Here is a 22,325-nt window from a genome sequence, read left to right on the forward strand (position 1 = left end):
CGGACAGGAGGGTCCGGGCGCGGCCGTACGGGTGGGAGCCGGTGGGGCGGGTGGGGCTCAGCGGGCGTTGAAGTACTTCGCCTCGGGGTGGTGGATCACGATCGCGTCCGTGGACTGCTCCGGGTGGAGCTGGAACTCCTCGGAGAGCTTCACGCCGATCCGCTCGGGCCGCAGGAGGTCGGCGATCTTGGCCCGGTCCTCCAGGTCGGGGCAGGCTCCGTAGCCGAGCGAGAAGCGGGCACCCCGGTACTTGAGGTCGAACATCGCCTCCACCGAGTCCGGGTCCTCGCCGGCGAAGCCGAGCTCGGCGCGCACCCGGGCGTGCCAGTACTCGGCCAGCGCCTCGGCGAGCTGGACGGACAGGCCGTGCAGCTCCAGGTAGTCGCGGTAGGAGTTGGCCTCGAACAGCTCGGCCGTGGCCTCGCCGATCCTCGAACCGACCGTGACGACCTGGAGACCGACCACGTCCCGCTCCCCCGACTCCTCGGGGCGAAAGAAGTCGGCCAGGCACAGCCGGCGGCCACGACGCTGGCGGGGAAAGGTGAAGCGGGTCCGCTCGGTGCCGTCCTCGTGCAGGAGAATGAGGTCATCGCCCTTGGAGACGCACGGGAAGTAGCCGTAGACCACGGCCGCCTCCAGCAGGTTCTCGGTCAGGAGCTTGTCCAGCCAGCCGCGCAGCCGGGGCCGGCCCTCGGTCTCGACCAGCTCCTCGTACGTCGGGCCGTCGCCGGTCCGGTTCTGCTTCAGGCCCCACTGGCCCTTGAACAGCGCACCCTCGTCCAGCCACGAGGCGTAGTCCACGAGCTGGATGCCCTTGACGACGCGGGTGCCCCAGAACGGCGGCTCGGGCACCGGGTTGTCGACGGCCACGTCCGAGCGGACCGGGCCCGACTCGGGCTCCGGCTCGCTGACCTCCACCGCGCGCTTGGCCACCCGCCGCTGGCGCAGCTCGGGCAGGGTGGCGCCGGGCACCCCGCGCTTGACGGCGATCAGCGCGTCCATCAGCCGCAGGCCCTCGAAGGCGTCCCGCGCGTAGCGGACCTCGCCCTCGTAGATCTCGTGCAGGTCCTGTTCGACGTAGGCGCGGGTCAGGGCGGCGCCGCCGAGGATGACCGGGTAGTCGGCGGCCAGCTTGCGCTGGTTGAGCTCCTGCAGGTTCTCCTTCATGATCACGGTGGACTTCACCAGCAGCCCGGACATGCCGATCACGTCCGCCCGGTGCTCCTCCGCGGCCTCCAGGATCGCCGAGACGGGCTGCTTGATGCCCAGGTTGACGACGTTGTAGCCGTTGTTGGACAGGATGATGTCCACCAGGTTCTTGCCGATGTCGTGGACGTCGCCGCGCACGGTGGCCAGCACGATGGTGCCCTTGCCCTCCGCGTCCGACTTCTCCATGTGCGGCTCCAGGTAGGCCACCGCGTTCTTCATGACCTCGGCGGACTGCAGGACGAACGGGAGCTGCATCTGGCCGGAGCCGAACAGCTCGCCGACCACCTTCATGCCCGCCAGCAGCGTGTCGTTGACGATCTCCAGGGCCGGGCGGGAGGCGAGGGCCTCCTCCAGGTCGGCCTCCAGGCCGTTGCGCTCGCCGTCGATGATGCGCCGCTGGAGCCGCTCCTCCAGGGGCAGCGCCATGAGCTCCTCGGACTTGCTCGCCTTGAGGGACTTGGCGGTGGCGCCCTCGAAGAGTTCCAGGAGCTTTTGCAGCGGGTCGTAGCCCTCCGCGCGCCGGTCGTAGATGAGGTCGAGCGCGGTCTTGACCTGCTCCTCCTCCAGCCGGGCGATGGGCAGGATCTTCGAGGCGTGCACGATGGCCGAGTCCAGGCCGGCCTTGACGCACTCGTCGAGGAAGACGGAGTTGAGCACGATGCGCGCGGCCGGGTTGAGGCCGAAGGAGATGTTGGACAGGCCCAGGGTGGTCTGCACGTCCGGGCGGCGGCGCTTGAGCTCGCGGATCGCCTCGATGGTGTGCAGACCGTCCTTGCGGGACTCCTCCTGCCCGGTGCAGATGGTGAACGTCAGGCAGTCGATGAGGATGTCGGACTCGTGGATGCCCCAGTTGGTGGTGAGGTCCTCGATGATCCGCTCGGCGATGGCGACCTTGTGCTCGACGGTACGGGCCTGGCCCTCCTCGTCGATGGTCAGCGCCATCAGCGCGGCGCCGTGCTCCTGGGCCAGGGCGGTGACGCGGGCGAAGCGGGAGGTGGGGCCGTCGCCGTCCTCGTAGTTGACCGAGTTGATCACCGCGCGTCCGCCGAGCTTCTCCAGGCCGGCGCGCAGGACGTCCACCTCGGTGGAGTCCAGCACGATCGGCAGCGTGGAGGCCGTGGCGAAGCGGCCGGCCAGCTCGCGCATGTCGGCGACGCCGTCGCGGCCGACGTAGTCCACGCACAGGTCGAGCAGGTGGGCGCCCTCACGGATCTGGTCGCGGGCCATCTCCACACAGTCGTCCCAGCGCCCCTCCAGCATGGCCTCGCGGAACTTCTTGGAGCCGTTGGCGTTGGTCCGCTCGCCGATCGCCAGGTAGGAGGTGTCCTGGCGGAAGGGGACGGTCTGGTAGAGCGAGGCGGCGCCGGGCTCGGGGCGCGGCTCGCGCGCGGTGGGCGTCATCTCCCGCACACGCTCGACGACCTGGCGCAGGTGCTCGGGCGTGGTGCCACAGCAGCCGCCGACCAGCGAGAGCCCGTACTCACGGACGAAGACCTCGTGCGCGTCGGCCAGCTCGACCGGGCTCAGCGGGTAGTGCGCGCCGTCCTTGCCGAGGACGGGCAGGCCGGCGTTGGGCATGGCGGACACGCGGGTGCGGGCGTGCCGGGCCAGGTAGCGCAGGTGCTCGCTCATCTCGGCGGGGCCGGTGGCGCAGTTGAGGCCGATCATGTCGATGCCCAGCGGCTCCAGGGCGGTCAGCGCGGCGCCGATCTCCGAGCCCAGCAGCATGGTGCCGGTGGTCTCGACGGTGACCTGCACCAGAAGCGGCAGTTCGACACCGGCCTCGGACAGCGCCCGCTTGACGCCGATCACCGACGCCTTCGTCTGGAGCAGGTCCTGGGTCGTCTCGACCAACAGGGCGTCCGCGCCGCCCGCGATCAGCCCGGCGGCGTTGCGCTGGTACGCGTCGCGCAGCGCCTCGTACGGGGCGTGGCCCAGGGTCGGGAGCTTGGTGCCGGGGCCGATCGAGCCGAGCACCCAGCGGGGCCGGCCGTCGGTCGCGAACTCGTCGGCGACCTCGCGGGCGATGCGGGCGCCCGACTCGGAGAGCTCGTAGATCCGGTCGGCGATGTCGTACTCGCCCAGCGCCGAGAGGTTGGCGCCGAAGGTGTTCGTCTCCACGCAGTCCACGCCGACGGAGAAGTACTCCTGGTGGACGCTGCGCACGATGTCGGGACGGGTGATGTTGAGGATCTCGTTGCAGCCTTCGAGCTGTTCGAAGTCGTCGAGGCTGGGGTCCTGCGCCTGAAGCATCGTGCCCATCGCGCCGTCCGCGACCACCACCCGGGTGGCCAGGGCCTCGCGTAGTGCGTGGACGCGGTCGGAGCTGCTGATGGGCGATGGCTTGTGCGAGGCCATGGGTGTGCTCTCCCTGGAGTGCGACGGCTGTCGGCTTTGCGCCTTCCGGTGGACGGCGCACACGGCAAGCCTAGCCCTCGGTGTCGAGGTGGCGTCGAACGTCCCGCGGAGCGGGACGGCGCGGGGCGGTCGCACGGGCCGGCCGCGAAGTCCGTACGCCCACGGCTCCGGTATCCGCAGGTCGACATGGGCCGATAGTGTTCAGCATTGTCGAACCGTAGAGGGCCGAACACCGAGGAGGTTGCGCGATGGCACGGACCATCCAGTCGCTGGAGCGCGCGGCGGCGATGCTCCGGCTGTTGGCGGGTGGCGAGCGCAGGCTCGGCCTGTCCGAGATCGCCTCCTCCCTCGACCTGGCCAAGGGCACCGCCCACGGCATCCTGCGCACCCTCCAGCAAGAGGGCTTCGTCGAACAGGACCCGGCCTCCGGCCGCTACCAGCTGGGCGCCGAACTGCTGCGGCTGGGCAACAGCTACCTCGACGTGCACGAGCTGCGCGCCCGCGCCCTGGTGTGGGCCGACGACCTCGCGCGGTCCAGCGGCGAGAGCGTCTACCTGGGCGTCCTGCACCAGCAGGGCGTCCTGGTCGTGCACCACGTCTTCCGGCCCGACGACAGCCGGCAGGTCCTTGAGGTGGGCGCGATGCAGCCGCTGCACAGCACGGCGCTGGGCAAGGTGCTGTCCGCGTACGACCCGGTGGCCCACACGGAGGCGGTCGAGGGCGGGCGTGAGGCGTTCACCCCGCGCACGGTGACGGGGGGCGCCGAGTTCGAGGGGGTCCTGGACCTGATCCGGGCGCGCGGCTGGGCCGCCGACGTGGAGGAGACCTGGGAGGGCGTGGCCTCGGTGGCGGCCCCGATCCACGACCGGCGCCGCATGCCGGTGGGCGCGGTGGGCGTGACCGGCGCGGTGGAGCGGGTGTGCCCGGACGGCACGCTGCGCCCGGAGCTGATCGCCGCCGTACGGGACTGCGCCCGCGCGGTCTCCCGCGACCTGGGCGCGGGCCGCTTCTAGCCCGCCGGCGACCAGACCGCCACTCCCCCTTCTTTCCGCGCGTCACACGGGCCCGCCCCTCGCCGGACGCGTCCCCGGCCCTCCCGGGCGCGCCGCCCGGTCCGCCACTGGTCGCGGGTCGCCGTCGCTCGGGGCGTTACCCCGCGGGCCGCGCGCGGGGTTGCCGTACGCCGTTCGTACGCCGTGGCACCGCGTTCGCACGCTCCGGACACCGCCCGACCCCCGCGGCCCCGCTCCCCCGCGCGCCGCCCAGCCCCCGCGACCCGTGCCCCGCCGCACCGCCGGGGCCGTGGCGACCGCTCGCCGTCGCCCCCGCGCCGGTCCGGCTCCACGCCGTCGGGCCAGCCCGCGTCGGCCCGCCCCGTCTCCGCGCCTCGTCGAGCCTGTCGGCGGCACCCGCCTGGCGCCCGGCCCGTCGGCTCCGCCGCCCCGGCCAGCCGGCCGCGCCCCGGCCTCCTCGGCGGCTTCGCCCGCTTCCCCGTCCGTCTCCGTCCGCTGTGTCGGGCCAGTTCAGCCGGGTGCCGGGGGCATGGCGCACGGCGGCGAGGCGGCTTCGCGGCGAGGCGGGTGGGCGGCAGGCTGGGTCATTACCCCGTACTTGCCGGTCAGTTACCGGCGAGTTTTCGGTCACAGCACCCTTGACGGTATTGACGGGGTCGAGAAAACTGCCGTTCACCGGTCGGCATTGTCGAACACCTAACGACAGTATTCGCTATGGTGGACAACGCCACGGGCCGGTCGCAACACGCTCACCGAGCGCGCGAACCACGGGACGGGACCCGGGGTTCGCCTTCCCCTGGACGAAGGACAAAGGAGTCGCGGGTGTCCAGCTCCGACATCTTCATCGGCGAAACCATTGGCACGGCCGTACTGATCCTGCTCGGCGGTGGCGTGGTGGCCGCCGTCACGCTCAAGCGGTCCAAAGCACTCAACGCGGGCTGGCTCGCCATCACCTTCGGGTGGGGTTTCGCCGTCCTGACCGGCGCGTACATCGCCGGCGGCGTCAGCGGCGCCCATCTGAACCCGGCGGTGACCGTCGGCCTCGCCATCAAGGGCGGCGAGGGCGGCACCCAGTGGAGTGACGTCCCGCTCTACTTCGCCTCGCAGCTCCTGGGCGCGATGATCGGCGCGGTGCTCGTGTGGGTCGCGTACTACGGCCACTTCCAGGCCCACCTCACCGACCCCGAGGTCATCGGCGAGTCGGGCGGCCAGGAGGGCCTTGTCGACAAGTCGGCCTCGCCCGCCGCGGGTCCGGTGCTGGGCATCTTCTCCACCGGCCCCGAGATCCGCGTGACCGTACAGAACCTGGCCACCGAGATCATCGCCACCACGGTGCTCGTCCTCGCCATCCTCACCCAGGGCCTGACCGAGGGTCTGGCCGTCTCGGGCACCGGCGCCCTGATGACGGCCCTGGTCGTGGTCGGCCTCGGCCTCTCGCTCGGCGGGCCCACCGGCTACGCCATCAACCCGGTGCGCGACCTGGGCCCGCGCATCGTGCACGCCCTGCTGCCGCTGCCCAACAAGGGCGGCTCGGACTGGGGCTACGCCTGGATCCCCGTCGTCGGCCCACTTGCTGGCGGCGCCATCGCGGGCGGACTCTACGAACTCGCCTTCGCCTAAGCCCCCCGACGTCATCTCGCAGGAGCCGCACACCATGACCGACACCCAGGACTACACCTCGACGCCGGGCGCCGCCTCGCACGGCCACGGCCCGTTCATCGCCTCCATCGACCAGGGCACCACGTCCAGCCGCTGTATCGTCTTCGACCGCGACGGCCGCATCGTGGCCGTCGAGCAGAAGGAACACCGGCAGATCTTCCCCAAGCCCGGCTGGGTCGAGCACGACGGCGCCGAGATCTGGACCAACGTCCAGGAGGTCACCGACGGCGCGATCGCCAAAGCCGGCATCACCGGCGCCGACGTGAAGGCGATCGGCATCACCAACCAGCGTGAGACGACCCTGTTGTGGGACAGGAACACCGGCGAGCCGGTGCACAACGCGCTGGTGTGGCAGGACACCCGCACCGACGGGCTGTGCAGGGAACTGGGCCGCAACGTCGGCCCGGACCGCTTCCGCCGCGAGACCGGCCTGCCGCTCGCCTCGTACTTCGCCGGCCCCAAGATCCGCTGGCTGCTGGACAACGTCGAGGGCCTGCGCGCGCGGGCCGAGGCGGGCGAGATCCTCTTCGGCACCATGGACTCCTGGGTCATCTGGAACCTGACCGGCGGGCCCGACGGCGGCGTCCACGTCACCGACGTCACCAACGCCTCGCGCACCCTGCTGATGAACCTGTCCACACTGGACTGGGACGAGCGCATCCTGGCCTCGATGGAGATCCCGGCCGCCGTGCTGCCCGAGATCCGCTCCTCGGCCGAGATCTACGGAGAGGCGGCCAGCGGCGCCCTGGCCGGCGTCCCGGTGGCCTCCGCGCTCGGCGACCAGCAGGCCGCGCTCTTCGGCCAGACCTGCTTCGCCAAGGGCGAGGCGAAGTCGACGTACGGCACCGGCACGTTCCTGCTGATGAACACCGGCAACGCGCCGGTCAACTCGTACAACGGCCTGCTGACCACCGTCGGTTACCGCATCGGCGGCCAGGATCCGGTCTACGCCCTGGAGGGCTCGATCGCGGTCACCGGGTCGCTGGTGCAGTGGATGCGCGACCAGATGGGCCTGATCAACAGCGCGGCCGAGATCGAGACGCTGGCCAGCTCCGTCGAGGACAACGGCGGCGCCTACTTCGTGCCCGCCTTCTCCGGCCTGTTCGCCCCCTACTGGCGGGCCGACGCGCGCGGGGTGATCGCCGGACTCACCCGGTACGTCACCAAGGCGCACATCGCCCGCGCCGTCCTGGAGGCCACCGCCTGGCAGACCCGGGAGATCGTGGACGCGATGACCAAGGACTCCGGCGTCGAGCTGACCGCGCTCAAGGTCGACGGCGGAATGACCTCCAACAACCTGCTCATGCAGACCATCTCGGACGTCCTGGACGCGCCCGTCGTGCGCCCCATGGTCGCCGAGACCACCGCCCTCGGCGCGGCCTACGCCGCCGGTCTGGCCGTCGGATTCTGGCCGGACACCGACGCCCTGCGCGCCAACTGGCGCCGGGCCGCCGAGTGGACACCCCGGATGGAAGCGGACGTACGCGACCGCGAGTACAAGAGCTGGCTCAAGGCCGTCGAGCGGACCATGGGCTGGATCGAGGACGAGGAGTAATCATGACCACCCTGCAGAGCGTCCCCGAGCCCGGGACGCACCCGGCCACCGGTCCGCGCCAGGACCGCGCCGAGACCCGGGACCGGCTGTCCAGCGCGACGTACGACCTCCTGGTGATCGGCGGCGGCATCCTGGGCACCTCGGTGGCCTGGCACGCCGCGCAGTCCGGACTGCGGGTCGCGATGGTGGACGCCGGCGACTTCGCCGGCGCCACCTCCTCCGCGTCCTCCAAGCTCGTCCACGGCGGCCTGCGCTACCTGCAGACCGGCGCGGTCAAGCTGGTCGCGGAGAACCACCACGAGCGGCGGGTGCTGGCCAAGGACGTGGCTCCGCACCTGGTCAACCCGCTCACCTTCTACCTGCCGGTGTACAAGGGCGGCCCACACGGCGCCGCCAAGCTCGGCGCGGGCGTCTTCGCCTACTCGGCGCTGTCCGCGTTCGGCGACGGCGTGGGCCGGGTCATCTCGCCCGCCAAGGCCGCCGCCGACAACCCGGCGCTGCGCACCGAGAACCTCAAGGCCGTCGCCGTCTTCGGCGACCACCAGATGAACGACTCCCGGGTCGCGGTCATGACGGTGCGCGCCGCCGTCGAGTCCGGGGCCGTGGTGCTCAACCACGCCGAGGTCAAGGCACTGCGGTTCACGCACGGCCGGGTCAGCGGCGCCGAGCTGCGCGACGGCCTGGACGGCACCGAGTTCGGCGTCGACGCGCGCATCGTGCTCAACGCCACCGGCCCGTGGGTGGACCACCTGCGACAGATGGAGCACGCCGGCGCCGCGCCCAGCATCCGGCTCTCCAAGGGCGCCCACGTGGTGCTCAGGCGCAAGGCCCCGTGGAAGGCCGCCATGTCCACGCCGGTCGACAAGTACCGGATCACCTTCGCCCTGCCGTGGGAGGACCAGCTCCTGCTGGGCACCACGGACGAGGCGTACGAGGGCGACCCGGGCGAGGTGCGGGCCACCGAGGCCGACATCGACCAGATCCTGGAGGAGGCCGCGTTCTCGGTCCGCGACGAGCACCTGACGCGCGACCTGATCACCTACGCGTACGCGGGGCTGCGGGTGCTGCCCGGCGGGCCCGGCGGCACCGAGTCCGCCAAGCGCGAGACGGTGGTCTCCGAGGGCCGGGGCGGGATGCTGTCGGTGGCCGGCGGCAAGTGGACCACCTACCGGCACATCGGTCGCACCGTCATCAACAAGCTGGCCAAGCTGCCCGGTGGGACACTGGGCGAGGACATGGAGCCGCTCTCCCAGCTCCCGCGCCGCGTGCCGCTGCCCGGTATCGCCAACCCCAACGCGGTCGCCCACCGCCTCCTGGTGGACCGTGAGCCGGGCGTGCGGATGGACCCGCTGACGGCCCGTCAGCTCGCCACCCACTACGGCTCGCTGTCCTTCGAGATCGCCCGCCTGGTCGCCGACGACCCGGCGCTCGGCGAACGCATCCACCCCGACGGCCCGGAGATCTGGGCCCAGGTCGTCTACGCCCGCGACCACGAGTGGGCCGAGACCGTCGACGACGTGCTGCGCCGCCGCACCACGCTGACCATCCGGGGCCTGGACACCGACGAGGTACGGGCCCGCGTCGAGGACCTGCTGCGCCGCTGACGGCGGGTTTACGCGGATTGATGAGGGGAGGGACTCCGGCCGGGGTCCCTCCCCTCGCGTCGCGTCCCGCCACGGCGCCCCGACGCCGTGACCGGGTGGCGCCCCGGCGCTCCGTGACCGGGCCGCCCCCGCCGCCCGGCCCGCCGCCCGCCTGACGCCGGGTCAACCAGGTGGCACCGCCGGAGGCGATGTGGAAGCCCCGCACCGCTGGTCGGCGACGGGCGGCACGCCCGCCCCACGTCGGGCGGCCTCACGCCGTGAGCTGAACGCGACGGGCGCCGGGGGCTGCGGGAGAGGGCGGGGGAAGCCGTAGGCTTGGGCCCGCACGCAACGGAACTGGAACCGGCGGGGTCTCCCGACCACCCCGGTCGGAAGGAGGCGCTGGGTGATCGAGCTTGAGGGGGTTCCCGAGCTGATCGACCCGGTCATGATCTGTGCCTTCGAGGGCTGGAACGACGCCGGAGACGCCGCCTCCACCGCGGTCGGGCACCTGGACCGGGAGTGGAAGGGCGAGGTGTTCGCGGCGCTGGACGCCGAGGACTACTACGACTTCCAGGTCAACCGGCCGACCGTGTGGCTGGACGGCGGGGTGCGCAAGGTCACCTGGCCCACCACCCGGCTCTCGGTGGTCAGGACCGGCGGCGACAAGCCGCGCGACCTCGTCCTGGTGCGGGGCATCGAGCCGAGCATGCGCTGGCGCTCGTTCTGCAACGAGATCCTGGGGTTCGCGCACGAGTTGGGCGTCGAGATGGTCGTGGTCCTCGGGGCGCTGCTCGGCGACACCCCGCACACCCGGCCGGTGCCGGTCAGCGGCGTCACCTCGGACCCGGATCTGGCCCGCAGCCTCGACCTGGAGGAGTCCCGGTACGAGGGGCCGACCGGCATCGTCGGCATCCTCCAGGAGTCGTGCACGCATGCCGGCGTCCCGGCCGTGAGCCTGTGGGCGGCCGTGCCGCACTACGTCTCGCAGCCGCCCAACCCCAAGGCCACGCTGGCCCTGCTCAACCGGCTGGAGGACCTGCTGGAACTGCGCATCCCGCTCGGCGAGCTGCCGGAGGACGCGCGGGCCTGGCAGCTGGGCGTGGACCAGCTCGCCGCCGAGGACAGCGAGGTGGCCGAGTACGTCCAGTCACTGGAGGAGGCGCGCGACACGGCGGAGCTGCCGGAGGCGTCGGGCGAGGCCATCGCGCGCGAGTTTGAACGCTACCTGCGGCGCCGGGACGGGCAGCCGGGGCCGGGCGGACACGCCACGGACTCCGGCCTCACCGACGGCCGTGACCCCTACCTCCGCGACACCGCCAGCGGCCGTACGCGGGGGACCAGGTCCACCGCGCGCGACGAGTCCCGCGACGAGCCCAGGGACGAGGAGCCGGAGGCGACACCGACCGACGCCGACCAGGCGGCGCCCGAGGAGCGGCGCTCACGCGAGGCGGCCAAGCCCGAGGACACCGAGCCCGGAGACACCGAGCCCCGGGGCACCGACGGCGAGAGGGCCACGGGCGAGGCGGACGGTCCGAGGGACAAGGGCGATCAGGGCGACGCGTCGGGCGGCACGGGCGGCGAGAGCCGCGGCGACGAGCCCGACGACACGGCCTGAGCCCGCCCCGCGCGAGCCCACGGGAGGCGCGGACCGTTCGCGGGGTGGGGGCTCGGCGCCCGGGCGCGGACCGCCGCGGGGCTGGGACTCGGTGTCCGGGCCCGGACGGTCGCGGGGTCGGGGCCCGGGCCCCGGGCCGCCCCGGACGACGGTGAGTCAGGCCGGGGCACAGGGGCACGCGCGTGGGCGAGCCGGCGTGGCCCAGCCGGGCAGCGCACCCGGAGGCCGGCGCACCCGCGTGGGAGGCGGTCCGGCACCCGGCCGGGCCGCGTGCTCGTGGGCCGGGAGGGCCTGGGTGGCCGGACGGCTCGTGGGCCGGTTACGGCCCGGGCGGCCGAACGACTCGTGGAACGGGATGGCTCGTGGAGCCGAACGTGGTGCGGGTGGGGCGGGCCGGAAAGCCCGCTCCACCCGCGTAGAGCCGTTTCGCGGGACCGCCGGCCGTCGGCGGTCCCGCCTGACGCCCGCTTCTAGAGCGCCACGCCCAGCAGCGCGTCGACGGCGCGCGAGACCACGCCGGGCGCGCCCTCGTCGGTGCCGCCCTCGGCGGCCTGACGCTCGGCCCAGCGGTCCACCGCCGCGAGAGCGGCCGGGGCGTCGAGATCGTTGGCCAGGGCCGTGCGCACCTCCTCGACCAGGTCGTCGGCCAGGGGGCCGTCCGGACGCGAGACGGCGGCACGCCACCGGCCCAGCCGCTCCTTGGCCTCACTCAGCACGTCGTCCGTCCACTCCCAGTCCGCGCGGTAGTGGTGCGCGAGCAGCGAGAGCCGGATCGCCGCCGGGTCCACGCCCTCGCGTCGGAGCTGGGAGACGAAGACGAGGTTGCCCTTGGATTTGGACATCTTCGCGCCGTTGAGCGCGACCATGCCGGCGTGCACGTACGCCTTGGCGAAGGGGCGCTCGCCGGTGAGCACCTGGGCGTGCGAGGCGCCCATCTCGTGGTGCGGGAAGGCCAGGTCGGACCCGCCGCCCTGCACGTCGAAGCCCATGCCGAGGTGCTCCAGCGCGATGGCCACGCACTCGATGTGCCAGCCGGGGCGGCCGGGGCCGAGCGAGCCGCCGTCCCAGCTCGGCTCGCCCGGACGGGCGGCCAGCCACAACATCGGGTCGAGCGGGTTCTTCTTGCCCGGACGGTCCGGGTCGCCGCCGCGCTCGGCCGACAGCAGGCGCATGGCGTGCGCGTCCAGTCCCGAGACGCCGCCGAAGTCGGGGTCGGACTCGACGGAGAAGTAGATGTCCCCCTCGACCTCGTAGGCGGCGCCCAGCTCGCGCAGCCGCTCCACCAGCGGAACGATGCGCGGAATCGACTCGACGGCGCCGATGTACTGGCGGGGCGGCAGGATGCGCAGGGCGGTCATGTCCTCGCGGAAGAGGGCCGTCTCGCGCTCGGCGAGCGCGGTCCAGTCGTCACCGTTGGCCACCGCGCGCTCCAGCAACGGATCGTCGATGTCGGTGACGTTTTGCACGTAGTGCACCTGCCGCTTGGTGTCGAGCCACACGCGCTGGACGAGATCGAACGCGTTGTAGGTCGCCGCGTGTCCCAGGTGGGTGGCGTCGTACGGAGTGATGCCGCAGACGTAGACGCGGGCGACGGGGCCGGGGTCGATGGCTATCGACGACCCGGTCGCGGTGTCGTGAATCCGGAGGTCGCGGCCCTTGCCAGGCAGGGCGGGAACCTCAGAAGCGGGCCAGGCATACATGTCATGAGCGTAACCGGACGGGGCATCCGGCTACGAACCGGATGCACTGTCTTGGCGCGATAGGCGGTCTTGCCGACTCAGCCCCTGACGTGCTGGGTCAGACCGGAGGCCAGGGGATCGCGGGCCACTGGCCGCTGGGCTCGGGGTGCCGTTCGCTCCGCAGCAGATCGGCTATCCGGGCACGCAGCGCGTCCAGCTCGGTCGCCGTGATGAGCTCCGCCATGCGGACGGCGAGCGGCCGAGAGTCGGCCAGGTCGGCTGAAAGTCGCCGTAGCACCCGTCGGGACTCCTCGGGCAGCGGCTCCCCCGCCCAGCCCCACAGCAGGGTGCGGAGCTTGTCCTGGGCGTTGAAGGTGACCCCGTGATCGATGGCGTAGAAGGCGCCTCCCGGGGTGGGCAGCAGGTGTCCGCCCTTGCGGTCGCCGTTGTTGATGACCGCGTCGAGCACCGCCAGCCGCCGCAGTCGCGGATCGTCGGCGTGGACGAGCAGCGCGGTGCGCCCCTGCCCCACGTCCGCGTGGCCGACGGCCTTCCAGCCGGGGCCGGGCTCGTCGCCCTCGACCAGCGCGAGCAGACGCGGACCCCCGTCGTCGCCCCCACCGTCGGCGGTCTCGATCCACAGCTGACACATGCCCTCGCCGTACGGGCCCTCGCGCAGCACGGTCGGCGGGATCAGGTCCCACCCGGTGGCCTGGGAGATCTCGTACGCGGCCACCTCGCGCCGGGCCAGGTTGCCGTCGGGGAAGTCCCACAGCGGCTGCTCGCCGGCCACCGGCTTGTACACGCACTCCAGGCTCTGTCCCCGGTGGGTGACCGTGCAGCGGAGTACCGCGTTGGACGCGTCGGCGATCTGTCCCAGCACCGTGAGCGCGCCGGCGGCCAGCACCTCGCGCGGCGAGAGCGGGCCGGCCGTCGCCGGGGCCACGGCCGCCGGCCCCCGGGGCGTCAGGCCCCCCTGCGGTAGCCGTTCTGACGCGGGCATACGTGTCCCTCCGGGTCGAGCGGCAGACTGCACAGCGGGCACGGCGGGCGGCCCGCGTTGACGACCTCCAGGGCGCGCTTGGCGAACGCGCGGGCCATGGTGCCCGTCAGCCGCACCCGCAGCATCGGCGGCCCGTTCACGTCGTCCTGGAGCAACCGCTCCTCGGCCTCGGCCAGGTCCTCGTCGGTGTCGGCCTCCAGCTCAACGAGCGCCTGCGCCTCGACCACCATGCGCTGCTCCTCGCCGTCCCAGGCCAGCGCCATGGTGCCGACCCGGAACTCCTCCTCGACGGGAGCGTCCAGCGGCGCCGTGTCGGCCATCTCGGCGGGCGCGACGGCGGGCACCGGCGCGTTGCCCCCGGTGCGGCGTACGACCTCGTCCAGCAGTTCGTCGATCCGCTCGGCCAGCGCCTCGACCTGCGCCTTCTCCAGGGCGACACTGGTGGTGCGGCCGGCCGCCGACGCCTGCAGGAAGAAGGTACGGCGGCCAGGCAGCCCGACCGTACCGGCGACGAAGCGGTCCGGCGGGTCATAGAGGAACACCTGACGGGACAACGTCCTGCTCCATTTTGTTTCGACGGTTCGGCTTGCGGTGGATCTACGACGGCGACCGTACGGCCCCGGCCGCTACTGGCCGCTGATTCCCCGGTCTTGGATGCCAGGACCACGGTCTCATGCGCGGAACCACCCTACTGCGCGCGGAGATCACGGTGCTCCCGCGCCACCCCCCACCGCGGCGTCCCCCGCCGCGCCGCCGCTCTCCTCCGGGCGCGGGGCCAGTCCCGCGAGACCCCCGGTGTCCCCCAGGCGCAGCACGAAGGGACGCAGCCGGGTGTAGCGGATGGCGGTGACGGAACAGGGCTCCACGGAGATCCGCTGGAAGAGGTCGAGGTGCATGCCCAGGGCGTCGGCGACGACGGACTTGATGACGTCGCCGTGCGAGCACATGACGTAGAGGGCGTCCTCGCCGTGCTCGGCGGCCACCCGCTCGTTCCAGTCCCGCACGGCGTTCACGGCCCGCGTCTGCATGTCCCGCATCGACTCCCCCTCGGGCCCGGGGAAGCGGGCCGCCGACGGGTGCTGCTGGACGATCTGCATCATCGGCTCGTCGGCCAACTCCGCGAGCGCGCGGCCGGTCCAGTCGCCGTAGCGGCACTCGCCGATCCGCTCATCGGTGTGCGCGGTGAGGTCGGGGCGGGCGGCCAGCAGCGGGGCCAGGGTGTCCTGACAGCGGGGCAGCGGGCTGCACACCGCGGTGGCCAGCGGCAGTTCCGCCAGGCGTTCGGGCAGGCCGGCGGCCTGGGCGGTGCCCCGGTCGTCGAGCGTGACACCCGGCGCCCAGCCGGCGAGGACGCCCGAGGTGTTGGCGGTGGACCGACCGTGGCGGATCAGGATCAGCGTGGGCATGCCTGAAAGCGTACGACCTGCCCCGCCGGCCCCCGCGATGCGGATCCGTCGCGGGCCGGGAAGAATGCCCGGCGTGATCGTGGACTGTGCCATCTACCGTGGCGGGCGCCGGACAAGGGGGCCCGCCGACTTCTCCGACGCCATCGCGCGGGCGCGCGCCAGTGGCGACGCGTTCTTGTGGATCGGCCTGTACGAGCCGACCGAGGCCGAGTTCGACCAGGTCACCAGCGAGTTCGGCCTGCACCCGCTGGCCGTCGAGGACGCGCTGCGCGCCCACCAGCGACCCAAGCTGGAGGTCTACGACGACTCCCTGTTCCTGGTCCTCAAGCCGGTCGAGTACGACGAGGACACCACGGCCGTGCGGGCCGGCGAACTGATGGTCTTCATCGGCGACTGCTTCGTGGTGACCGTCCGGCACGGCGAGGCCAACCCGCTCGGTGGCGTACGCGCGCGCCTCGAACAGACCCCCGAGGTCCTGCGGCACGGCCCGACCGCCGTGATGTACGCCGTGGCCGACGCCGTCGTGGACCACTACCTGGAGGTGGCCGACGCCCTGCACACCGACCTGGACGCGCTGGAGGCCGAGGTCTTCACCCCCGACGGCGCCGGCGCGGGCGGCTCGGCCAGCCGCATCTACGCCTTCAAGCGCAAGGTCATGGAGTTCCGCCGGGCCACCACCCCGCTGACCGAGCCGATGACGCGGCTGGCGAGCGCCACGGTGCCCTTCGTGCACCGCCACTCGCAGCCGTTCTTCCGGGACGTCAGCGACCACCTGACGCGCACCAACGAGCACGTCGACGCCCTGGACCGGCTGTTGTCCGACATCCTGGCGGCACACCTGGCGCAGATGGGCGTGCGGCAGAACGACGACATGCGCAAGATCTCCGCGTGGGCCGCGATGGCCGCCGTGCCCACCATGATCGCGGGGATCTACGGCATGAACTTCGACCACATGCCCGAACTCCGGCAGGTGTGGGGCTATCCGGCCGTCCTGGCGCTGATGGTCACCTCGGTCGTCGTGCTGCACCGCCTGTTCAAGCGACGCGGCTGGCTGTGAGCGCGCGGCACCGGTTCCGTCAGGCGAACTCGGCGGTGGCCGCCGTCGCGGGCCCGCCGAGCGCGTCGCGCCGCGCGGGCATGCGCAGGGAGACCATGCGCCGCCAGCCGCCGGCCACCTCGTACCCGTACATCCCGTGCACGCCGGCGGCCAGCAGCGCGCTCTTGGCCCGTGGCCAGCCCAGCAGGCGCCCCATGTGGCCCATGACCGCCAGGCTCACCCCGTAGTGGACCCGGTTCTCGGCGCGGGCGCTGGCCCGCAACAGGGCCTGGATCATCCGGCCGTAGCCGGCGGCGGCCAGCCGCAGCAGCTCCTCGTGGCAGTACGCGAGGTGGTTGTCCTCGTCGTCGGAGATCATGCTGACCGCGCGGCCGATGTCCGGGTGGTCGGCGAAGTGCCCGCGCAGCATCCGCATCTGCTCGGCGGCGCGCTGCTCGGTGACCCGGCTGTGGGCGAGGTAGGCGACGATGTCGCGCTCGGTCAGCGGTTGGTCGCCGCGCAGCTTGTCGTGGGCCAGCCCGATGCCCCGACGTTCCAGCAGCATCGTGTAGTCGGTCTCCGGCGGGATCTCCACCGGCTCCAGGCCGCGCTTGCGCAGCAGCGCGCGGAAGATCCGCCCGTGCTTGTCCTCGTCCGCGCCGTGTCGGGTGATCTTCGCCGTCATCGCGCGCTCCGCCTCGGGCACCAGCGCGGCGATGCGGGCGTTCTCCCAGCCGCCCTGGGACTCGCCGCTGGCCGCGATGGAGCAGAACAGCCGGAAGGAGTCGTCGTTGTCGAGGATCTCCTGGAAGACGCTGCGGGCCGAGAGCATCATCGCCACCTCCGTGAAGCGACATGCGAGACATCCGTGGAGAACCAGTCGAATGCCGCGCGCCGCGCGGGGCAACAGGTGCCGTGGCCGGCTGGGCCGGTCGGGTGAGGCACGGGGCCGCCACGGCCCGTAACCGCGCGGCGGGCGCGGCGTTGTGCTCCGTGACGGCCGTGGCGGGGTAGACCCCCGAGCCCCCACCACGGCCGCGGACCTTCCCGGCCCCGGGCTCCGCTCCGCCGCCGGCTCCCCGCCCCTCCCCCACGCCATCGCCCGCCGCTCAGGCCAGACCGGCGCGCTCCAGGGCCTCGACGCCCGCCCGCAGGCCGGCCACGCGCTCCTCCAGCGTGAAGCCCGCGGGCGAGAGCGAGAGCGTGGTCACCCCGGCCTCGGCGTACGCCCTCATCCGGTCGGCGATCCGCTCCACCGGGCCGACCAGCGTGGTGGCGTCGATCAGCTCGTGCGGCACGGCGGCGGCGGCGCCGTTCTTGTCGCCGGCCAGGTACTTCTCCTGGATCTCGGCGGCGGCCCGCTCGTACCCCATGCGCTGGGTGAGCTTGTTGTAGAAGTTCTGCTTGGCGCTGCCCATGCCGCCCACGTACAGCGCCGTGTACGGGCGGAACTGGTCGGCCAGGGCCCGTACGTCCGCGCCGACGGCCAGCGGCACGGTGGGCACCAGGTCGAAGTCCGTCAGGTCCTTGCCGACCTTGGCCCGGCCCGCGCGCAGCGCGCCCAGCGTGGTCTCCTCGGCGTGCTCGGGGGCGAAGAAGACCAGGAGCGCGCCGTCGGCGATCTCGCCGGTCTGCTCCAGGTTCTTCGGGCCGATCGCGGCGATGTAGAGCGGGATGCGCTCGCGGACCGGGTGGACCGTCAGCTTGAGGGCCTTGCCGGGGCCGTCAGGCAGCGGCAGCGTCCAGTGCTGGCCCTGGTGGCGCAGCGGCTGGCGTTCCATGGCCTTGCGGACGATCTCCACGTACTCCCGGGTGCGGGCCAGCGGCTTGTCGAACCGCACGCCGTACCAGCCCTCGGAGACCTGCGGTCCCGACACCCCAAGGCCCAGCCGGAACCGGCCGCCGGAGAGCGAGTCCAGGGTGGCGGCGGTCATGGCGGTCATGGCGGGGGTGCGCGCGGGGATCTGGAAGATGGCGGAGCCGACGTCGATCCGCTCGGTCTGCGCCGCGACCCAGGACAGCACGGTGGCCACGTCCGACCCGTACGCCTCGGCCGCCCAGCACACGGAGTACCCGAGCCGGTCCGCCTCCTGCGCGACGGCCAGGTTGTCCGCGTCCATTCCCGCACCCCAGTAGCCGAGGTTGATGCCGAGCCGCATGCCACTCCCCTTACCCATCAGTAACGTCCTTGTTGCGGGGACTCTAGCGCGCATATGTCCACCGCGGCAGTGTCGGCTTATCCACAGGCCACCACGGGCCCGTGGCCCGGCCAGTAATGTCAACGCCCATGGAGCAAAGGCACCTCGGCCGTACGGGCCTGCGCGTATCCCGGATCGGGCTCGGGACGCTCACGTGGGGTCGGGACACCGACGAGCACGACGCGGCGGATCAGCTGAAGACGTTCTGGGACGCGGGCGGCACGCTCGTGGACACCGCTGACGTGTACGCCGACGGCAGCGCCGAGTACCTGCTGGGGCAGTTGCTGGACGGCCTGGTGCCGCGTCGGGACCTGCTCATCGCGACCAAGGCCGGCAGCGTGCCCGACCCGGACCGGCGCTTCGACGGCTCCCGTGGACACCTGTTGGCCGCCCTGGACGCCTCGCTCGAACGCCTGGGCACCGACTACGTGGACCTGTGGCAGATCCACGCGTACGACACGAGCACACCGCTTGAGGAGACCCTCCAGGCCCTGGACATCGCCGTCAGCAGCGGACGCGCGCGGTACGCGGGGGTCTCCAACTTCTGCGGCTGGCAGCTGGCGAAGGCGGCCACCTGGCAGCTCGCGTCCGCCGGCCCGCGCACCCGGCTGGCCAGTACGCAGATGGAGTACTCGCTGCTCCAGCGCGGCGTGGAGCGCGAGGTGCTGCCCGCCGCGCTGGACCTGGGCGTCGGGCTGCTGCCCTCGTCGCCGCTGGGCCGTGGCGTGCTGACGGGCAAGTACCGGCACGCGACGCCGGCGGACTCGCGCGGGGCCTCGGAGCACCTGGCCCCCTTCGTCGCCCCCTACCTGGACGACGCGGCCAGCCGGATCGTGGACGCGGTCGCCATCGCCGCCGACGGGCTGGCCGCCACCGCGCTGCACGTGGCGCTCGCCTGGGTGCGTGACCGTCCCGGAGTCGCCGCCCCGATCATCGGCGCGCGCAACGCGCAGCAGCTCAGAGCGGCTTTGTCAGTGGAGGCGCTTACGCTTCCTGACGAGATTTGCCAGGCGCTGGACGACATCTCGGCGCCCGTGCACCGCTACCCCGATCACGACTGGAGCACGCTGTGAGTTCCGACCGCCCCGCGGGCGAGGCCACCTCCCCCACCGCGGGAGACAACGCAGCGCGGGAGGACGCCGCGCCGCACCCCTCGCCGGCCGACGGCGAGGCGGCGCCGCCGCCCGCGCCGGAGCCCGGCACCACGGCGGCCCCCACGCGGGCGTCGTCGGATGCCCCGGCGACGGACCGGCGGGCCGAGGAGCCCAGGCCGACCGCCCCCAGGAGCGGGCACGCGCCCGACACGGAGCCGGCCCCCGCCCCGACCGAAGCGACCCCGACACCGGGCGCCGCCGCGGGTGACGGCGATGCCGGTGACGCGGACGCCGTGGCGGGTGCGGGTGCGGGTGACGCGGGTGCGGGACGCGAGGGCGCGGACGCGGGAGCTGGTGGCGCGGGCACGGACGCGGGTGCTGGTGGCGCGGGCACGGACGCGGGAGCTGGTGGCGCTGTCGGCGCCGCCGGTGCTGGTGCTGGTGCTGGTGCTGGTGCTGGTGGGAAGGATGGTGGCGCGAAGCGTTCGGCCGCCGCCGAGGCGCTGGCCGCGGCGGTGCGGGCGGTCGAGCGGGGCGAGGCGGACGCGTCCTCGTTCTTCGCCGGGCCGACGAGCCGGTCGGCAGCCCGCACCGGCTCGCCCCGCCCGGCCGGCCCGGGTGCCCCCTCGCCTGGCGTCGCCCCCGCCGGCCGGCCCGGAGCGGCGCCGGCCGGGCCTGGGCAAAGCGCCGAGGTGGCCCGTGCCGAGGTCGGCGGCGGCCACCCTGGCCACCCCGCCGGCGGAGCCGACGTCCCGGGCGCTGACGGGCCCGCCGACCTGGACCGCGCCCCCGCGCCCCCCGGCCAGCCCGGCGCGCCGGGCGTCGGCCGCGCGGCCGGCTCTCCCCGCGCCGGCGCCCCCGGCGGAGGCGGGGCCCCGAGCGGCGTCGCCGCGCACGGCGAGACCGCCGGGCAGGCGGGCGATGGATCGTCGGGCGCGGCGGCGGGAGGCGCCCCGGGTCCGGCGGCGGAGCTGGACCAGGCCCGGCAGGTGCTGGCCTCGGGCGGTGCCCCCGAGCACCTCGCCGAGCAGGTCGTCCGCACCCTGGGCGAGCGCGCGGCGCCGCTGTTGCGCGAGGACCCCTGGCAGCTGCTCGCCGTGCCCGGCGTCCGTCCCGAGCAGGCGGACGGCTTCGCGCGGGCCCTGCTCGGCCCCGCCTGTGGCCCCGACGACGCGCGCCGGTCCCGAGCACTGGTCACCTGGCTGCTGGAGCGCGCCGCACTCGAGGGGCACACGGCCCGCGAGTCGGCCACGTTGCGCGACGCGCTCACCCGACATTCCGTGCCGGACCCGGACCAGGCGCTGCGGGACACCGTCGCGGAGGGCGCGGTGCTGGTGTTCCAGGACGCCCTGGAGACCCCGGGGGCGGCCCCGGCCGTCACGGACGAGGAGGCCGAGCAGCCGGTGCGCGTCCTGCTGGGCCTGGACCGGTACGCGCTGGCCGAGGAGAGCCTGGCCGACGGCCTGGCCCGGCTGATCAACACGTTCGAGCCGGCCGACGCCGAGCCGGCCGCCCCGACGACCGACGGACCCGCGAGCGACGCCGGGACCGAGGCCGCGCCCGAGGTACCGACCTGGGAGGCGCTCGCCGAGGCCGCCCCCTCGCCCTCGGCGGCCGAGTTGATCAGGGCCGTGGCGGCGCACGGGGCCGTCACCCACAGCGGGGGCGAGAGCGCCCGCGCCGAGCCCGTGGCGCTGGTCTTCGCCGCGCACGCGCGCGGCCTGCGTGCCTACGCCGCCGCCCACACCGACGACGGCCGGCGCCGACTGGCCGCCGCGCTGGCGGACGGCGGCCTGCCCGCGACGCTGGCCGTCACGGTCACCGGGCTGGTCGCCGGGACCGAGGGGCCGGGGCGGGACGCCGAGGGCGCGCTGGCGCTGGATCTGCTCGCGGTGCTCGACGCTCCCCAGCTCGACGTGGAGTCCGCCGCGATCCTGGTCGAGTCGCTTGCGGACGGCGCCAGGTTGGTGCTCAGCGGCGACCCTGGCGTGTTGTGGTCGGCCGGCCCCGGCCGGGTCTTCGCCGACGTGGTGGCCGCCCGCGCCTGCCCACAGGTGGTCTCGCGTACGCCGGACCCCGGCCCGATCGGCGAGCTGGTCTCCGGCATCGGGATCGGGGAGCTCCAGCAGGTGGAGGCGCCCGGCAAGGAGGTCGTGATCGTGCCCGTGCGGGACGCGGGCGAGGCCGTGCACCGCACCGTGCAGTTGGTCGCGGACTCGGTGCCACGGGCCTTCGGCGTTCCCGTGCCGGACGTCCAGGTGATCACCGTCGGGCACGGTGGCGCGGTCGGCACCCGGGCGTTGAACGTCGCCCTCAAGGAGCGCCTCAACCCCGGCCCCGGCCGGTTCGGGGGCTTCGACCCGGGCGACCGGGTGGCGTACGCCGTGGCACCGGGGCGCACCGTGACCGGCACGGTGACCTCGGCCGAGCCCGACGGCCTGCGTCTGGACTGCGGCGGCGACGACGTGCTCGTGCCCCGGGCCCGGGTGGCCGACGCGCTGCGGCACGGCTGGGCGGTCACGGCCCACCAGGCGGCCGGCAGGCGCTGGCCGGCGGCCGTAGCCGTCCTGCCGGGCGACACGGGCCCGCTGCTGACCCGGTCCTGGGTCTACACGGCGTTCAGCCGGGGCGCCCGCCACCTGTCCGTGGTCCACGGCGCGGGCCAGGCGCTGCCGCACGCGGTGGCCGAGGTCCCGGCGGCCGAGCGGACGACGCGGCTACGGACCCTGCTGCGGGCCCCGGACACGACGGGCTGACGCGTCGGAGCCCCGCCCGGCACCGGTCACCGGGCGGCGTGCGGGCGCCGGCGAGCCCGCCCGGGCGTCTCGATGGTGTCCCTGTCGCTTAAACACAACAGACGCTGCCGACGAACTTACCTGTGTAGATCTACGGGGTCGCCGTAACAAAAAAAAGC

General features: G+C 73.6%; 15 protein-coding genes. 8 read left to right on the plus strand and 7 right to left on the minus strand.

Annotation, left to right across the window (positions count from 1 at the left end):
• Positions 1 to 57: 57 nt before the first annotated feature.
• Complete coding sequence (gene metH / locus ACFVFR_RS27965) at positions 58 to 3,567, minus strand: methionine synthase (RefSeq protein WP_383706640.1); 3,510 nt, start codon at positions 3,565 to 3,567, stop codon at positions 58 to 60.
• A gap of 248 nt (positions 3,568 to 3,815) precedes the next feature.
• On the opposite strand from metH, the gene ACFVFR_RS27970 reads away from it, so the two are divergent.
• The 5 genes from ACFVFR_RS27970 to ACFVFR_RS27990 all read left to right on the plus strand — a co-directional run bounded on the left by ACFVFR_RS27970 (position 3,816) and on the right by ACFVFR_RS27990 (position 10,995).
• Positions 3,816 to 4,580 carry an IclR family transcriptional regulator gene (locus tag ACFVFR_RS27970; protein ID WP_383706642.1) on the plus strand — a complete coding sequence of 255 codons (765 nt, stop codon included), beginning with the start codon at positions 3,816 to 3,818 and terminating at the stop codon, positions 4,578 to 4,580.
• Between the two features lie 822 nt (positions 4,581 to 5,402).
• A complete protein-coding gene (locus tag ACFVFR_RS27975) occupies positions 5,403 to 6,200 on the plus strand; it encodes an MIP/aquaporin family protein (protein ID WP_383706644.1) in 798 nt (265 codons plus the stop codon).
• Positions 6,201 to 6,234: 34 nt separating this feature from the next.
• A complete protein-coding gene (glpK, locus tag ACFVFR_RS27980; protein ID WP_383706646.1) occupies positions 6,235 to 7,794 on the plus strand; it encodes a glycerol kinase GlpK in 1,560 nt (519 codons plus the stop codon).
• 2 nt (positions 7,795 to 7,796) lie between these two features.
• A complete protein-coding gene (locus ACFVFR_RS27985; RefSeq protein ID WP_383706648.1) occupies positions 7,797 to 9,398 on the plus strand; it encodes an FAD-dependent oxidoreductase in 1,602 nt (533 codons plus the stop codon).
• A 385-nt stretch (positions 9,399 to 9,783) separates the two neighbouring features.
• A complete protein-coding gene (locus ACFVFR_RS27990; RefSeq protein ID WP_383706650.1) occupies positions 9,784 to 10,995 on the plus strand; it encodes a PAC2 family protein in 1,212 nt (403 codons plus the stop codon).
• Positions 10,996 to 11,465: 470 nt separating this feature from the next.
• On the opposite strand, the gene mshC is transcribed toward ACFVFR_RS27990, so the two are convergent.
• The 4 genes from mshC to ACFVFR_RS28010 form a co-directional block, all read right to left on the minus strand.
• Positions 11,466 to 12,695, minus strand: coding sequence for a cysteine--1-D-myo-inosityl 2-amino-2-deoxy-alpha-D-glucopyranoside ligase (gene mshC / locus ACFVFR_RS27995; protein WP_383706652.1), 1,230 nt, complete (start codon positions 12,693 to 12,695; stop codon positions 11,466 to 11,468).
• A 97-nt stretch (positions 12,696 to 12,792) separates the two neighbouring features.
• A complete protein-coding gene (locus ACFVFR_RS28000) occupies positions 12,793 to 13,677 on the minus strand; it encodes an SCO1664 family protein (protein ID WP_383706654.1) in 885 nt (294 codons plus the stop codon).
• On the minus strand, positions 13,641 to 14,231 hold the full coding sequence (locus tag ACFVFR_RS28005) for a DUF3090 domain-containing protein (RefSeq protein ID WP_383706656.1): 591 nt from the start codon (positions 14,229 to 14,231) through the stop codon (positions 13,641 to 13,643). The genes ACFVFR_RS28000 and ACFVFR_RS28005 overlap by 37 nt, the downstream gene beginning before the upstream one ends.
• A 150-nt stretch (positions 14,232 to 14,381) precedes the next feature.
• Complete coding sequence (locus ACFVFR_RS28010) at positions 14,382 to 15,083, minus strand: histidine phosphatase family protein (protein WP_383706658.1); 702 nt, start codon at positions 15,081 to 15,083, stop codon at positions 14,382 to 14,384.
• A 64-nt stretch (positions 15,084 to 15,147) separates the two neighbouring features.
• Between ACFVFR_RS28010 and corA the strand changes: the two genes are divergently transcribed.
• The gene (gene corA, locus ACFVFR_RS28015) at positions 15,148 to 16,140 is read left to right on the plus strand and encodes a magnesium/cobalt transporter CorA (protein ID WP_383706660.1); all 993 of its coding nucleotides are present in this window, start codon (positions 15,148 to 15,150) and stop codon (positions 16,138 to 16,140) included.
• A gap of 19 nt (positions 16,141 to 16,159) precedes the next feature.
• Here the strand turns inward: corA and ACFVFR_RS28020 are convergent, their stop codons facing one another.
• Positions 16,160 to 16,951 carry a ferritin-like domain-containing protein gene (locus ACFVFR_RS28020; RefSeq protein ID WP_383706664.1) on the minus strand — a complete coding sequence of 264 codons (792 nt, stop codon included), beginning with the start codon at positions 16,949 to 16,951 and terminating at the stop codon, positions 16,160 to 16,162.
• Between the two features lie 277 nt (positions 16,952 to 17,228).
• Positions 17,229 to 18,278 (minus strand): LLM class F420-dependent oxidoreductase, encoded by a 1,050-nt coding sequence (locus ACFVFR_RS28025; protein WP_383706666.1) that lies wholly within the window; start codon positions 18,276 to 18,278, stop codon positions 17,229 to 17,231.
• A 128-nt stretch (positions 18,279 to 18,406) separates the two neighbouring features.
• Here ACFVFR_RS28025 and ACFVFR_RS28030 point away from each other — a divergent pair, with 128 nt between their 5' ends.
• Both ACFVFR_RS28030 and ACFVFR_RS28035 read left to right on the plus strand, forming a co-directional pair.
• Positions 18,407 to 19,390 (plus strand): aldo/keto reductase, encoded by a 984-nt coding sequence (locus ACFVFR_RS28030; protein WP_383706662.1) that lies wholly within the window; start codon positions 18,407 to 18,409, stop codon positions 19,388 to 19,390.
• A gap of 536 nt (positions 19,391 to 19,926) precedes the next feature.
• Positions 19,927 to 22,167 carry a helix-hairpin-helix domain-containing protein gene (locus tag ACFVFR_RS28035; protein WP_383706668.1) on the plus strand — a complete coding sequence of 747 codons (2,241 nt, stop codon included), beginning with the start codon at positions 19,927 to 19,929 and terminating at the stop codon, positions 22,165 to 22,167.
• Positions 22,168 to 22,325 lie beyond the last annotated feature (158 nt).

Origin of the sequence: Streptomyces sp. NPDC057702, from assembly GCF_042799315.1 — a bacterium.
GTDB lineage: Bacteria > Actinomycetota > Actinomycetes > Streptomycetales > Streptomycetaceae > Streptomyces.